Here is a 14688-nt window from a genome sequence, read left to right as displayed (position 1 = left end):
ACCCTGCTCACCCTGCCGGTCCGACCAGCCCGAGCCGTACGGCCAGGTCAGCCCGCCCGGGTGAGCCGGGTCGCGGACAGGCGCGGGAGCACCGCCCGGTAGCCCTCGGCCGAGACCAGGCTCAGCTCGTCCGGGGTGATCGGGACGAGCCAGAGCCACTGCACGGAGTCGCCGCCGAAGGAGAAACCCGACAGGTCGGGCAGCCCCGGCAGCCCGGTCAGCATCATCACGCCGCCGTAGTCGGAGCCGAGCGGGAAGGTCTCCGGCCGGTGGTACCACTTGGCGGTGTGGCCGTGGCCCAGCCAGGTGACCGAGTGCCACGGATACTGCCCCAGCCACAGGAACAGCCGGGCCGCGTCACGGGCGTCGCCGGGGGAGGCGACGGCGAGCTCCACCCGGGCGTACGCGTCCGGCCGGTCGATGTACTGCTCGACGGTGGGCATCCGCTGGCAGCTCATCCCGACCGTGGACAGGATCGTGTGCTCCCTGTCCCGCTCGGGAGGGCGTTCGGTGATGCCCACCGCGGGCATCCGCCCGCCCCCCGCGTCCCAGAACCGGCCCGCGGTGCCGACCGCGCGGTCCAGGTGGCCCATCACGAACTGCTGGAACGAGGCCCAGGAGCCGTCCCCTCCGCGCCACTCCCAGTAGGCGCGGGCCTTGGCGATCCGGGAGGCGAGGCCGTCGTGGGCCTCCTCCAGCGACCAGGCGAACGGGGACTCGCCCAGCGCGTCGCGGGAGTAGCCGGGCATCCCCCGGCTCATGTCCGCCCACCCAGGAATGACCGCGAGAAGCTCGTCGTTCTCGTACAGGGCGACGCCGTCGCCCTCCTCGAACCACAGTGATCTCAGCGGGCCCAGGGGTCCTCTGCCGTCCGGGTGGCGGGTGTTCGCCCTCGGGGCCATCGGCGGCAGCGCGGAGTTCAGGCGGTCGGGGTCGATCCCGTCCGGGGCCGGCCGGTGGTTGGCGAGCCAGACGGCTCCGTGCACCGTTCCGCCCGGCCCGCACAGGTAAGCTACCGAGGAGGTCTCGTCGCGTTCGACCACCAGGGTGCGGCTCCCGTAGGGATTGACGTCGGTGAGCACGACCTCGACGCCGTCTCCCCGCTCTCCCGCGGGGCCCGTGGGGCGGTTTGTCGCCATACCTCCGGACTCTAGATCACTGTCGGGCACCGCTTCGAGCATTCGCGTAACCGTTGAGAGAAGGCGTTGGACTTGTCGACCGTCAGCCCGTCCGGGACCCCCGTACCCGGCCAGCTCACCTTCGTGGCGCCGCGCCGGGCCAAGCCCGCCCGCCACCTGGCCGACCTGACCATGGCCGAGCGCCGGGCGGTCGTCGCCGAACTGGGCGAGAAGCCGTTCCGCGCCGACCAGCTCTCCCGGCACTACTTCGAGAAGTTCAACGGCGATCCCGAGCTGATGACGGACCTCCCGGCCTCGGCCAGGGAGAAGTTCGCGACCGCGCTCTTCCCCGGCCTGCTGACCTCGGTCAGGGAGATGACCACCGACGCGGGCACCACCCGCAAGACGCTGTGGCGCCTCTTCGACGGCGCGCTGGTCGAGTCGGTCCTCATGCGCTACAGCGACCGTACGACCATGTGCGTGTCGTCGCAGGCCGGATGCGGCATGAACTGCCCGTTCTGCGCCACCGGCCAGGCGGGCCTGACCCGCAACATGACCACCGCCGAGATCGTCGAGCAGGTCGTCGCCGGGGCCCGCGCGCTCGCTGCCGGTGACGTCCCCGGTGGTCCCGGACGGGTCAGCAACGTGGTCTTCATGGGCATGGGCGAGCCACTCGCCAACTACAAGGCCGTGATCGGCGCCGTCCGCCGCATGGTCGAGCCCGCCCCCGACGGCCTCGGCATCTCCGCCCGGGGCGTCACCGTCTCCACGGTCGGCCTGGTCCCCGCGATCGGCAAGCTCGCGGCCGAGGGCCTGCCGGTGACGCTCGCCCTCTCGCTGCACGCGCCCGACGACGAGCTCCGCGACACGCTGGTGCCGATCAACACCCGCTGGAAGGTCGCCGAGGTCCTCGACGCGGCCTGGGACTACGCGGCCAGGACCAAGCGCCGGGTCTCCATCGAGTACGCCCTGATCAAGGACATCAACGACCAGGAGTGGCGCGCCGACCTGCTCGGCAAGCTGATCAAGAACAAGCTGGTGCACGTCAACCTGATCCCGCTCAACCCGACCCCGGGCTCGAAGTGGACCGCCTCCCGCCCGGAGGACGAGCGCGCCTTCGTCCGGCGCCTGGAGTACCACGGCGTGCCGGTGACGGTCCGCGACACCCGGGGCCGCGAGATCGACGGCGCCTGCGGCCAGCTCGCCGCCGCCGAGTAACTTTCCCACCGTACGGCCGCGCCCCCGACCGATACCGTACGGCTGCGCCCCCCGAGGCGCCGACCGCCGCCTCGGGGCACTCACCCGGGGCGGCGCTCCCGGGCCGTTCCGGGCTTCCACCGCATCGCCGACCGGCCCGGCGTGGCGCGGCCCGTCCGGACCCCAGGCCGTCGCCTTGGCGTTCCCCGGTGCGGTCATGCCCACATCGACCGGCATCCCGCGAGGCAGCGGCCATTCCGCCGCGTCGCCTGCGACCGTTCTGGCGCATTGCCCGCGACCGTTCTGGCAGCGACCTGGCGACCAATCCACCAGCAAAGCAGCGACCATTCTGTCAGCGACCCAGCGGCCATCCTGTCGTCAGACCTCATGCTGTGACATGCTTGTCCCATGGTCAGCGGCTCATAGACTCCTCTCGGCAGGGTCGTTCCACGACGCGCGGAAAGGCTCGTCGAGGAGGCCCTGGCCGACACTCGCGTCACTCTCGTGACGGGGGCACGCCAGTGCGGAAAGAGCACCCTGGTCCGGCTTCTCGCCAAGGGGCGCGCCGGAGAGTGGCGCGACCTCGACACCCCCGCCGCCCGCCAGGCAGCGCTCGCCGACCCCGCCGGATTCGTGGACTTTCCCGAGCTCATGGTCATCGACGAGATCCAGCGAGCCCCCGAGCTGCTGCTCGCCATCAAGGAACAGGTGGACACCGACCCGAGGCCGGGCCGCTATCTGCTGACCGGTTCGGCGCGCGTGCTCGGGCTTCGGGGTTTCCCGACGCGCTGCCCGGCCGGATGGAGACCATCGAGCTGTGGCCCTTCTCGCAGGGCGAGATCGACGGCACGGCCGACGGGTTCGTGGACGTCGTCTTCGCCGGGCCCGAGAACCTTCACCACACTTCCGAGGTCGGCCGCGCCGAGTACGCGGAACGGCTGGTCCGGGGCGGGTTTCCCGAGGCGGTCTCGCGTCCCGACGTCCGCAGACGCGCGCGGTTCCTCGACTCGTACGTCGCGGATCTCATCGCGCGTGACGTGAGCCAGCTGGCCGAGATCGAGCGGACGGCGGAGATGCGGGCCCTGATCCGGCTGCTGGCCGCCCGGTCGGGGCAGTTGCCGGTGCCCGGGTCCCTGAGCAACGGGATCGGGCTCTCCGGGAGCACGGTCCATCGCTACCTCGGCCTGCTCGAAGAGGTCTTCCTGATCAAGCGGATCCCCGCCTGGTCACGCAACCTCGGCAGCCGTGCGATCGGGACGCCCAAGATGGCCTTCGTCGATTCCGGGATCGCGGCGAACCTCCTGGGAGCCGACTCCCGGAGCCTGGTTCGTCCCGAGGGTGCCTTCGGCCCGCTCCTGGAGGGCTTCGTCCTCATGGAGCTGGCCCGCCAGCTCACCTGGTCCGACGAACGAGTGGAGCTGTTCCACTACCGGACCAAGGACAAGGCGGAGGTCGACGCCGTCCTGGAGAATCGCCAGGGGCGCGTGGTCGGGGTGGAGGTGAGGGCGTCGTCCACGGTGCGACCGGACGACTTCAAGGGACTGCGCCACCTCGCGGCCCGCCTCGGCGACGACTTCGCGGTGGGAATCGTCCTCTACACGGGGACGCAGACACTCCCGTTCGGCGACCGCATGCGCGCCATGCCGGTGAGCGCCCTCTGGGAGGTCACCGCTCCGCAGGGGTGATCGCCTGGTCACGAGGTACGGCGTCGGCGCCAACGGCGTAGATCCGCTGAGGCGACCCTGTCGCCACGGGTCGACGAGGCTTCCGTTCGCGAGCGCGATCCGTGTGGTCGGGCGCGAATCGTCAAGTGTGCTGCGCTCGCAGGCAAAGATGTCCTTCCCGTACTGCCTATCCTGAGATCAATTCCCGCGAACGACGATCCGGATTTTTACTCACGGTTTCCGGCGACGAGGCCGCAGAAGTACGTGCTGTCCCTTCATGCCAAATCGGTGAGTAAGGCTTGAGGGTGCGAACGATTTTGTCGGGGCGCACCTGATACGCCCAGGACGAAGCCGCGGTGACCGGAAACCTGCGACATGATTCTCATCCGAGAAAGGAACAAAGATGATCACTCGTCTTCGAATGAGCGCTCTTATGCTCGCGACGGTGTGTGCCGCCGTGCCGGGTGCCGCCTTCTCCTCGACCGCGGCTCAGGCCGACGTAAGTAACACGGCGGCTGCTTTCGGGCCGACGAGGTGTAGTTTCCTCACGAACGGTGACCTGTGCGCGACAGGCATCGGTGGCACTCCCGGCGGTTACGACGCGGCCTATGTGAAGTATTCGGGTCCCAAGATAACCGTGCGGTTCTACCTGAAGTGCATGAATGGTTTCAGTAAGGCCGACAACGGCGCCTTTTCCATCGAGGCGGGCCAGAGAAGAAGTTTCGTCTTCGCGGTCGGCAACCAGCAGGAGTGCCGGGTGCAAATGCGTGATCTGACCAACGGAACCTACTACTACAGCCCTTACGTACTGCCCTGAGAAACCGGTGAACGGTGACCGGGTCAAAAACATGGCCGAGACCTTCGCCGGGACGGACAACAAGTGATTCACCGTCCTGCCGGAGGTCTCGCCGGGGCCTCACGGGCGTCGTCGCCGGGGCGCCGGTGGCAGTGCGCGCGGCGCACGTCAGCGCTCACCGCGACGCGGGCCAGGTGCACCACATCCACTGTCACGCCTGGCGCGGGTCACGGCATCAGGGGCAACGGAACGCGTCGCCAGGGTTGGTTTTCCAGTCGTGTCTCCTCTTCCAGGTTGCGGGCCAGTTCCTCCACTATTGCTCCGCAGCGGACGTTGCACAGGCCGTGCTCAAGTCCGTACGCCGACAGGTTGGTGCGTCGCACGGCGTACCAACCGCTTCCGGTGCCTTCGGAGATGGTCCAGGTCCGCCCTTAGCGAGTGTCATGGACGCCGAACTCACGACGACTGGCCTTCGCCTTCTTCGCGGCCCCCGCACCAAGCGCCGAGCGTTCTTCCTCCGCGCCGAAACTCTCTTCAACCTCGGACAGAACGTCTCCGGCCGGTACGGGTTCTGGGAAGAAGATCTCACCGAGCAATCCCACGGGGAAGGGTTCTTCACCGTCCTGGAACGCATGGTGACCGGGCCGGGTCTCTACCTCATGGACGAACCCGAGGCGGCCCTCTCGTTTCACTCATGCGTGCGCCTGGTCGGTCTCATGGCCCGCGTCGCGGACGAGGGCGGGCAGATCATTTGCTCCACCCACTCACCGATCCTCACCAGCCTCCCCGGTTCGCAGATCATCGAACTCGGCGACCACGGCACCCGCATCACGGAGTGGGAGAACCTCCAACTGGTCGATCACTGGCGACGCTTCCTCGCCAAACCAGATTTCTACCTGCGGTACGCCCTGGACACAGCCACCGACGCTGACTGATCAAAGGGTCCGTCCCCGCGTTCACACCAGGCACGTGCAGGGCGATGTCGGCCGTCGCCCTCGCCGACGAGCGGCCCTTCGGTTTCGAAGCGCTCGTGAGAGGACCCGAGGGGCCTTTCCACGAGGCGGGCCCGGCAGGTCTTGTTTCGCCGGTCACGTGGGGTGTCGTTGTCCGCGTCGATGACAGGGCGTGAACTCCATCGGATCTGATGCCCATTTATAGGAAATACTGCCATTTTTTCCTGTTTCTGCCGTCAGATATGTGGTGATCGGCTACCGTCGCCCGTTACGACAGAAGATCAACTAGAGACTGGAGCATTGTGCGAAGAAGAACCTCTTGGTTCGCCGTCCTCCTGGCGACGGTGACGGTTTTACCGGTCGGGGTGGCCAGCGCGGACACCGAAGTCCTGAGGGCGCGGACCATCGCCTGGGCGCCTTGTGAGGAGGAGCCCGCCGCCGAGTGCGGCACGCTGAGCGTGCCCATCGACTGGTCGAGGCCGGGCGGGGCGAAGGTCGACATCGCCGTCGCGCGGCGCAAGGCCACGGATCCGGCCGCGCGGGTCGGCTCGCTGGTGATCAATCCCGGTGGTCCGGGCGGGTCGGGGGTGGAGGCCGTGTACGGCGCCCCCGGGTCCTACACCGAGGAACTGCAGCGGCGGTTCGACATCGTCGGGTTCGACCCCCGGGGCGTGGGTCGCAGCAACCCGGTGATCTGCTCGGCGTCGGTGTACAACCGGATGCCGCACACCGTCATGAGGAGCCAGGCCGACTTCGACGCCTGGGACGCGTTCACCAAGCAGCTGCACGCCGACTGCCGCGCCCGTACCGGCCCGCTGTACGACCACGTCGACTCCGCCGACGTCGCCCGTGACCTGGACGCGCTGCGCGCCGCCCTGGGCGAGGAGAAGCTCACCTACTACGGGATCTCGTACGGCACGCTGATCGGCCAGATGTACGCCGAGCTGTTCCCCGGCCGCGTCCGGGCCCTCGGGCTCGACAGCAACATGGACCACAGCCTCGGCGTCGCGGGCTTCCTGGCCACCGAGGCGCTCGCCATCGAGGACGCGTTCGACCAGTTCGTCGGCTGGTGCGAGCAGGACACCACCTGCGCCCTGTACGGGCGTGACGTCCGCGGGATCTGGAAGGACCTGCGGGAGAGGGCACGGCGCGGTGAGCTGAAGTACCCGAGCACGGGCCAGACGATGACCGAGTTGCAGGTCGTCTACAACGCCGCGCTGGGCACCGAGGGGCCGGCCTGGCGCCTGCTGAGCGAGGTGATCGACTGGTTGGACGGCGGACCGGAGCCGGAGTGGGTGCCCCCGCTGTCCGGACGGCAGCCCGTGGAGGGCGACGTCGCGCATCTGCCGACCGCGGTCCTCTGCCAGGACTACAACCTCAAGCTGCGTAACTACTCTGAGTACGCCGCGCTCATGCGTGTCTCCAACCGGCTCGCACCCGACACGGGGTACCACCCGTACCCGATCGACGATCTGCCGATCTGCATGAACTACCCGACCACAAACGCGCCGCACGCACTGCGATACACGGGCGACGCCCCGCTGCTGCTCGGGAACTCCCTGCACGATCCGGCCACCCCGTGGATATGGTCCGCCAACGCGGCCCGTCAGCTCGGGTCCAAGGCGGTGTTGCTCACATACGAGGGCTGGGGACACCGCATCTACGGCAAGGACAAGTGCCAGACGGACATCTTCGACGAGTACCTGATCTCGCTGAAGGTGCCGCCGCACGGCACGCGCTGCGCCGTGGGAACGGCCGAGGAGGGTGTGCTCAAGCAGCAGGCGCCGTCGCGGACGTGGCCGACCGGCCCGAACCACTGGGCGTTCTAGGTCCGGCACTCGGCCACTCGTCCGGGTGAGACCGGGTGAGACCGGGTGAGAGCTGTACGGCTGTCGAGTGAGTGGGTGTCGTCGAATCACGCGAGTCCGGTGGTTCGGCGACACCCACTGCCTGTGTACGGGCCTCGAATCGGCCGCGAATCCCGTTCAGGGGTTCAGGCGGCGGAGGCGCGCGTACAGGGCGAGGCTCGCGGTGGTCCAGAAGAGGGTGGCGGCGGAGATGGGGAGGAGGACGGTGTCGAGCAGGCCGTCGTTGGCGGCGCGCATCCAGGGCATGATCGGCACCGAGAGGCGGCCCACCGGGGTGATGCTGATCAGCAGCAGGGCGAGATAGCCGCCGAACAGGGCGAGCATCGAGACGGCGGGGGAGTCGAGGATCGGGCGGCTGGTCAGGGCGCCCAGGGCCGTTCCCGCGCTCACGCCGAGCACGTGCAGCGCGATGCCGAGTGCCAGGTCGGCGGAGGTGGGCATGGCCGCGAAGCCGTGGACCAGCGGGAGCCCGATCGCGATCGCCGCCATGCCGAGGTTGACGATCAGCGCGGCGAGCAGCCCGGCCCCGACCTCGCGGCCGGGCCGTCCGGCGGCGGTCATGGAGATCAGCCGCTGGGTCGGGGGGTCGGTGTCGAGCAGTCCCCGGGCGGCCCAGGCGAAGATGAGGATGAGCAGCCCGGCCGAGTCGGCGTACGCGGACAGCTCCTTGCCGGGCGGGGTCAGCGTGGAGTAGAAGATGACCAGCATCGCGAGGAGCCCGATCGCCGGCTGGAGCAGCCGGTGCGACCGGGCGTAGGCGGCGAGCTTGAAGCGTACGAGATGGATCATGATGACCGCCTGGTGAGGTAGCCGTCGGCGCGGAGCCTCTGCTCGACCTCGTCGGCGTCGTCCGCGTCCACGATCACCTCGATGACCACCCGCGCGGGCACCTCACGGTGGGTGTCCCCGGAGGGGGCGCGGGTGCCGACCGTGACGCCGCCGTCCGCGACGAGCCAGTGTTCGGCGCCTGGGAAGTCCTGGAGTTGTTTCTGGTGGTCGCTGACCACGACCGTGCCGCCGCGTGCGGCGATCTCCTCGATGATCACGGGGAGCTCGACGCGGGTCTGCTCGTCGAGCCCGGCGAAGGGTTCGTCCAGGATCAGCAGGTCCGGCGGGGCCAGCAGTGACTGGATGAGTCCCACCTTCTGCGCGCTGCCCTTGGACAGGTCGCCGAGCGGCTGCTCCAGCAGGTGGGTCGCGTTCAGCCGCCCCGCCAGGTCCCCGGCGGCGGAGGTGGAGGACGGACCCCGGATCCTGGACATGTGGGCGAGGTAGGCGGCGACGGTGAACGGCTGGTCCACGGGGAACACGTCTGGGGCGTAGCCGACGACGCCCGGCCGGTCGGAGATCGAGCCCCGGGACGGGGGGACGAAGCCCGCCATCAGGCGGAGCAGCGTCGACTTTCCCGCGCCGTTGCGGCCGGTGACCTCGACGACGGAGCCGGGGCGGAGCGTGAGCTCGACATCCCGCAGTATCCAGGGGCCGCGCCGCGAGTATCGGAAGGACACCGTGGAAAGCCGCATAAGCCGCAACCCTACCGTGATCACCCGCTTTCCGGCCCGAGCCCTCGCTCCCCCCGGTTTCCGGGGACAGGAACATCCAGAAGTCCAGGCCGTCGTCGGAGTCGTTCCACGGCCGGGCACCGCGCACCACGTCGCCGCTGCCCGGGCCTTCCTTGATGGCCGGGCCGTCGGCGCTCTCGCCGTTCTTGCGCGGGTCGCGGTCGACGTGGTCCCGCTGTTCCGGTCAGGGACGTTCTCGGGGAGTTCGGGAGTCCCGGGTGGGCGGGGAGAGGCCCGCCCACCCGGGGGCGCTAGCGGCGGGTGATGTCGGATTCGGAGTACAGGCAGTGCGTGCCGTCGGGGCCCTCACCGATCTTGCTGGGCTCGCTGCCCTTCGGTACGCCCTTGTAGCGCTCGCAGATGGTGGCGCTGCCGTAGACGGTGATCCGGCTGAAGCGCGCGGTGTCGCCCCAGTTGGAGTTGATCCCGGCGAGCACCTTGGTGGAACGGGCGGTGACGCCGTCCAGCACGACGTGGCGCTGGTAGGAGCTGGAGCAGTTGCCGCAGGCCCGGTACAGCTTGCCGGCGTTGTGCACCTGGAAGTTGCGGATGGTCAGCTTGCCGGCTCCGTTGTGCTGGAAGACCTTGTCGGAGGCCGACTTGGCGCCCCCGCCGTCCACCAGGTAGGTGGCCGAGGAGCTGGAGCCGAGGAAGGTGGCGGCGTCCTCGCCGACGTCGTTCCACCAGACGTTGCGGATGGTGCACGAGCCCTCGCAGTGGATGCCGTCGCCGGCCGGGGCGTCGAGGATGACGTTCTGGATGGTGCCGCCGTTGGCCACGACGAACATCGGGTCCTGGCTCTCGCCCTGGCCGCCGTCGCCGATGCCGTAGTAGCGCTTCATGCCGCCGTCGAAGAACGTGCCGGCGTCGCGAGTGGTGGTCTGGTGGACGCTGCCGGTGTCCGAGGGCCACGAACCGCTGCCGTCACCACCGCCGGGGGGAGGCGTCACGGTCGGGGTCACGGTAGGAGTGGGGGTGGGGCCGGGCGTGCCGCCCCCGCCGGCGGGCCGCAGCGTCCACTGCTTGGTGGCCGCCGAGTCGCAGGAGTTCTGCTGCAGCGGGGCGCCGGAGGAGGTGGAGTTGTCCTTGACGTTGAGGCACTTGCCGCCGTTGCCGTTGACCACCCGGTAGTTGGAGCCCGAGGCGGTGAGCTGCCAGGTCTGCGAGGCGGCCGAGGTGCAGGACTCCTGCTGGACCGCCTTGCCGGCGCTGGTGGAGGCGTCCCGCACCCCGAGGCACCTGCCGCTGTGCGCCGCCTTGATCTGGTAGCCGCCGCCCGAGGAGGTGAGCGTGAAGACCTGTCCGGCGGTGTCGGCGCAGGCGCTCTGGGCCAGCTGGACGCCGTCGCCGGTGCTCTGCCCGGGTACGGCGGCGCACAGGCCGCTGCCCGCGTTGGCCAGCGTGTAGTTGCCGTTGGAGGGGGCCGCCGAGGCGGGCGTGTCGAACATGACCACCAGCCCGCCGGTGGTGATGAGCCCGGTGGTCAGGACGACCGCCAGTCTCCTGGCGAAATGTTCTTTCCTACGCACTTCCAGCTCCATTTCTGCGATCTGTGGTGATTCAGGCATGGCACAGCGGAGGTCGTGAGCCGTGGCGGCCCGAGGGGGTTACGTGAAGGTGAGTCGGAGGAGCCCGGCGCCTTCGGGGGGTGACGCGTGCCGTTGCCGGCCGCGCCACCTCGACGCAGTGGTCACGCGGGCCACTCAGAGATCACGTTTGCAAACAACCGGTTGCAGACACATTCGCGTTACATGGCGGAAACGTCAATACGTTCAGGTAAAACTGCAAACGCGGCCTGGTGTTTCTCCTGGTCGTGTCGCGATTTCTGCAACAACCGTTTGCAAGAACATGAATAGAAGAGCCCTCGCGCCGAACATCGGCCACGTCGACGTGGAGGCGGGCGGCACGACACGACTTCTCGTGGACGGCCACCGTCGCGCCGGGCGGCGACGGCACCTCGGGCGCCCGGCGGAACGGTCTACACGCGCGGGGCCGTGCCGCCGCCCTGGTCTCGTCCCCGCGCCCGGGGCGGGGGAGGGAAGGCCGCGAACGGCGTTCGAAGTTCGACGCTCGTGGCGCTCGAACAGAACGGAGACCCCGCGCGAACGCGAGGTCTCCGTCGTTGTCGAATCGGTGCGGTGTTACGCGCTGTTCGGCTCCGCGCCTACGGGGTCAGCTGCCGTAGACGTCGAAGTCCCACAGGGAGTAGCCGTAGGCGGGCAGGGCGCGCTGGGTGCCGTAGACGCGCACGTAACGCCCGCTGCCGCTGACGGTGAGGTCGTCGACCCCGCCGTCGGAGGCGACGGTGGAGTAGACGTTGGTCCAGGTGGTGTTGTTGGCGGAGGTCTGGACCTGGTAGGCCTTGCCGTAGGCGGCCTCCCAGTTCAGGCGGACGCGGTTGATGGTGCGGGTGGCGCCCAGGTCGACGGTGATCCACTGCGGGTCGCTGTAGAGGCTGCTCCAGCGGGTGGCGGGGTCGCCGTCCACCGCGAAGGAGCCGACCCGGCCGTTGCCCTCCTCGACGCTGCTGGTCGTGACCGGCTTGCCGACGGACAGCAGCGACGGGTTCGACCCCGCCGGGGTGCCGTAGACATTGAGGTCCCACAGCGAGTAGCCGAAGGTGAGGGCGCGCTGGGTGCCGTACACGCGGACGTAGCGGCCGGTGCCGGTGACGGTGAGGTCGTCGACCCCGCCGTCGCCCGTGGTGGTGGAGTAGACGTTGGTCCAGGTGGTGTTGTTGGCGGAGGTCTGCACCTGGTACGCCCTGCCGTAGGACGCCTCCCAGTTCAGCCGGACCCGGTTGAGGTTGTAGCTCGCGCCCAGGTCGACGGTGATCCACTGCGGGTCGCTGTAGAGGCTGCCCCAGCGGGTGGCGGAGTTGCCGTCCACCGCGTTCGCCCCGACGAGCACGTTGCCCTCCTCGACGCTGGAGGTGGTGACCGGCTTGCCCCGCGCTATGTCGCCGCCCGGGTTGGGGTTGCCGGGCGGGGTGCTGGCGCCCGCACCGGTGAAGGTGTAGCTGTCCAGGTCGTACAGGGCGCCGGTGCCGGTCCCGGTGAAGACGATGTACAGATCGTGGGTGCCGTCGTCGGGCTTGGTGACCGGGGCGGTCACGTCGGCGTAGTTGTCCCAGCCGCCGGTGCCGCCGACCGTGAGGCGGGCGACCTCGGGGCCGGTGGGCGAGTCGAAGCGGAACGACAGGGTGCCGCCCGCGTTGGCCGAGGAGACGCGGGCCTTCACCCCGGTGATGCCCTTGAGGCTGACGGCGTGGTGCTTGACCCACTCGCCGTTCTGGATGTCACCGAGCCGCTTGGCGCCCTCGGCCGCCGCCTGGTCGACGACCTTGGGGCCGTTGAGCTGCGCGTAGTGCTCGGCCTGCCACTGCTTGGGCCAGAGCGTGATCTCCTTCTCGCCGGTGAGCGGGACGGAGCCGGTCGCGCCGCGGTCGGTGTAGCTGCTGCGGATCACGAAGAACTGCACGGCGTCGAGCCCGGCGTGGATCGGGCCGGTGTTCACGGTGAAGCCGCAGCCGGTGCCCTGGCCCTCCTCGTGGGCGTGTTCCTGGTGGCCGAGCGCGGCGCGGATGACGACGTCGGCACAGGCGGGCGTGCCGTCCTGCGCGTCGGTCGCGGACGCGGTCGAGACCAGGTCGTCGCCCCAGCTGTACATGCCTCCGGCGGGCAGGCCGTTCAGCGTCACCGTGGGCCGGTTGTTGCCGACCACGATGGGGATCACCACGGTCCCGGTGCGGTTGCTCGGGTCCCTCACGGTGAGCCGGGCCCGCTTGTCGCCGTTGGTCGTGTAGGTGTACGTGGGGTTGGCGGCGGTGGAGTCGACGGTGCCGTTGTCGTCGAAGTCCCACGCGTAGGTGAGCGCGTCACCGTCGGGGTCGGAGGTCCCGGCGCTGGAGAAGGTGACCGCGAGCGGGGCGAGCCCGTTGTCCCGGTTGACGGTGGCCTGGGCGATCGGCGACCGGCCGCCCTGCACGTGGTTGATCTTGTAGAGCCCGGCGTCGGCGGCGCCGGAGAAGTAGCCGCTGCCGTACTCCAGCAGGTAGAGCGAGCCGTCGGGGCCGAACTCCATGTCGATGGGGTGCACGAGGTTCATCCCCGCGAGCACCGGTTCGATGATGGTCGGCGTCCCCGTGGTCGGGTTGCCGTTGTTGAACTGGACCTCCTTGATCCAGTTACGGCAGTACTCGGAGATCAGCAGCTTGTTGTCGTAGTAGGCGGGCCACTTCACGTCCGAGACGAGGTTCGGGTCGTAGTGGTAGACCTCGGCGTGGTTGGGAGAGCCGCAGCCGCCGGGGTTGTCCAGGGCGGGCCACTCCTTGCTGCCGCCGTGCTGCTCCCAGACCAGCGCCGGCTTGGTGGCGGGCAGCTGCTGGAGGCCGGTGTTGCGCGGCGAGTTGTTCACCGGGCCCGTCGTGCCGCCGCAGGGGAACCAGCCGCGCGGGGCGTTCGCCGCGAAGTCCCAGTCGTTGTAGGCGACGTTGGGACCGCCGCAGTAGGGCCAGCCGTAGTTGCCCGGCCCGGTGGCGCGGTTGAACTCGTCGTAGGCGGCGGGGCCGCGGTTGGCGAGGGTCGCGTTCGCGTCGGGGCCGACCTCGCCCCAGTGCAGGGTGTTGCCCGACTTCTTGTCGACCCAGATCCGGTACGGGTTGCGGGTGCCCATGATGTAGATCTCGGGCCTGGTCTGCGCGGTGCCCGGCGCGAAGAGGTTGCCCGCGGGGATGGTGTAGGTGCCGTTATTCTCCGGGTGGATCCGGTTGATCTTGCCGCGCAGGTCGTTGGTGTTTCCGGAGGTGCGCTGCGCGTCGTACTGCGGGTTGCGGCCGGTGCGCTCGTCGATCGGGGCCATGCCCGCCGAGTCGCCGCCGGAGTTGGTGTTGTCGCCGACGGCGAAGTACAGGTTGTTGTTGCTGTCCCAGGTCATCGAGCCGGCCGAGTGGCAGCACAGCTCACGCTCGGTGGGCCACTCGATGATCATGTCCTCGCTGGCCGGGTCGAGGACGTTGGTGGTGGCGTTGAAGGTGAACCGGGAGATCCGGTTCACCAGCGGCGTCACCTTGGGCGAGTAGAAGAGGTACACCCACCGGTTGGTGGCGAACTGCGGGTGCAGGGTGATGCCGATGAGCCCGTCCTCGAAGCGCGCGTCCAGCTGGACGGTGAGCGCGACGGTCGTAGCCTTCGTCGTCGGGTTGTACAGGCGGACCTGGCCGCCGCCGGAGGTGGTGCCCCGGTTGATGTAGAGGACCTTGCCGTCGGGCAGGACGGAGAGCTCGATGGGCTCGCCCATCGACAGCCCGCCGTCCAGCTTGACCTTCTCGAAGGCGCTGGTCGGCGGGGGAGCGAAAGCGGCGGACGCGGCGGACGCGGCGGAGGTCGATGCCTCGGCGGTGGTGCCGGTGGCTCCCGCCGCGGCGGTGGAGAGAGCGAGGACCGCGACGCCCAAGGCCGTACGAAGGCGCGTGAAACCTAACACGAAGGTCTCCTGGGGGGGTGAAAAGGCAGATGCGTGCGGGGAGGGG

10 protein-coding genes and 1 pseudogene are annotated in these 14688 nt (G+C 69.3%); 6 read left to right on the top strand and 5 right to left on the bottom strand.

The window, feature by feature from the left end; translation table 11 throughout:
• Positions 1 to 47: 47 nt before the first annotated feature.
• Positions 48 to 1139: a suppressor of fused domain protein gene (locus ACSC1Q_RS14785; protein WP_436759270.1), complete on the bottom strand. Its 1092-nt coding sequence runs from the start codon at positions 1137 to 1139 to the stop codon at positions 48 to 50.
• A 72-nt stretch (positions 1140 to 1211) separates the two neighbouring features.
• On the opposite strand from ACSC1Q_RS14785, the gene rlmN reads away from it, so the two are divergent.
• From rlmN to ACSC1Q_RS14755, 6 genes and pseudogenes are all read left to right on the top strand, one after another.
• Positions 1212 to 2336 (top strand): dual-specificity RNA methyltransferase RlmN, encoded by a 1125-nt coding sequence (gene rlmN, locus ACSC1Q_RS14780; protein ID WP_436759269.1) that lies wholly within the window; start codon positions 1212 to 1214, stop codon positions 2334 to 2336.
• 483 nt (positions 2337 to 2819) lie between these two features.
• A pseudogene (locus tag ACSC1Q_RS14775) lies at positions 2820 to 3023 on the top strand (AAA family ATPase); the annotation flags it as partial.
• Between the two features lie 92 nt (positions 3024 to 3115).
• A complete protein-coding gene (locus tag ACSC1Q_RS14770; protein ID WP_436759268.1) occupies positions 3116 to 4000 on the top strand; it encodes an ATP-binding protein in 885 nt (294 codons plus the stop codon).
• Between the two features lie 382 nt (positions 4001 to 4382).
• Positions 4383 to 4796, top strand: a complete 414-nt coding sequence (locus ACSC1Q_RS14765; protein WP_436759267.1) for a hypothetical protein — start codon at positions 4383 to 4385, stop codon at positions 4794 to 4796.
• Between the two features lie 422 nt (positions 4797 to 5218).
• Complete coding sequence (locus ACSC1Q_RS14760) at positions 5219 to 5710, top strand: AAA family ATPase (protein ID WP_436759266.1); 492 nt, start codon at positions 5219 to 5221, stop codon at positions 5708 to 5710.
• Positions 5711 to 6072: 362 nt separating this feature from the next.
• A complete protein-coding gene (locus ACSC1Q_RS14755; protein ID WP_436759265.1) occupies positions 6073 to 7557 on the top strand; it encodes an alpha/beta fold hydrolase in 1485 nt (494 codons plus the stop codon).
• A 156-nt stretch (positions 7558 to 7713) separates the two neighbouring features.
• On the opposite strand, the gene ACSC1Q_RS14750 is transcribed toward ACSC1Q_RS14755, so the two are convergent.
• The 4 genes from ACSC1Q_RS14750 to ACSC1Q_RS14735 form a co-directional block, all read right to left on the bottom strand.
• Positions 7714 to 8385, bottom strand: coding sequence for a hypothetical protein (locus ACSC1Q_RS14750; protein WP_436759264.1), 672 nt, complete (start codon positions 8383 to 8385; stop codon positions 7714 to 7716).
• Positions 8382 to 9119: an ABC transporter ATP-binding protein gene (locus tag ACSC1Q_RS14745; protein ID WP_436759263.1), complete on the bottom strand. Its 738-nt coding sequence runs from the start codon at positions 9117 to 9119 to the stop codon at positions 8382 to 8384. The genes ACSC1Q_RS14750 and ACSC1Q_RS14745 overlap by 4 nt, the downstream gene beginning before the upstream one ends.
• A gap of 290 nt (positions 9120 to 9409) precedes the next feature.
• Positions 9410 to 10687: a pectate lyase gene (locus ACSC1Q_RS14740; RefSeq protein WP_436759262.1), complete on the bottom strand. Its 1278-nt coding sequence runs from the start codon at positions 10685 to 10687 to the stop codon at positions 9410 to 9412.
• A gap of 643 nt (positions 10688 to 11330) precedes the next feature.
• On the bottom strand, positions 11331 to 14642 hold the full coding sequence (locus tag ACSC1Q_RS14735; protein ID WP_436759261.1) for a galactose-binding domain-containing protein: 3312 nt from the start codon (positions 14640 to 14642) through the stop codon (positions 11331 to 11333).
• Positions 14643 to 14688: the final 46 nt, after the last annotated feature.

It is taken from the genome of Streptosporangium heterodermiicola (genome assembly GCF_051390675.1).
Taxonomy (GTDB): Bacteria; Actinomycetota; Actinomycetes; order Streptosporangiales; family Streptosporangiaceae; genus Streptosporangium.
This window is presented reverse-complemented; position numbering and strand designations above follow the sequence as displayed.

Excerpts from the sequence above, each read along its gene's own strand:
- ACSC1Q_RS14785 (WP_436759270.1), bottom strand. The coding sequence starts at position 1,139 with ATGGCGACAAACCGCCCCACGGGCCCCGCGGGAGAGCGGGGAGACGGC.
- ACSC1Q_RS14770 (WP_436759268.1), top strand. The coding sequence starts at position 3,116 with ATGGAGACCATCGAGCTGTGGCCCTTCTCGCAGGGCGAGATCGACGGC.
- ACSC1Q_RS14765 (WP_436759267.1), top strand. The coding sequence starts at position 4,383 with ATGATCACTCGTCTTCGAATGAGCGCTCTTATGCTCGCGACGGTGTGT.
- ACSC1Q_RS14760 (WP_436759266.1), top strand. The coding sequence starts at position 5,219 with ATGGACGCCGAACTCACGACGACTGGCCTTCGCCTTCTTCGCGGCCCC.
- ACSC1Q_RS14750 (WP_436759264.1), bottom strand. The coding sequence starts at position 8,385 with ATGATCCATCTCGTACGCTTCAAGCTCGCCGCCTACGCCCGGTCGCAC.
- ACSC1Q_RS14745 (WP_436759263.1), bottom strand. The coding sequence starts at position 9,119 with ATGCGGCTTTCCACGGTGTCCTTCCGATACTCGCGGCGCGGCCCCTGG.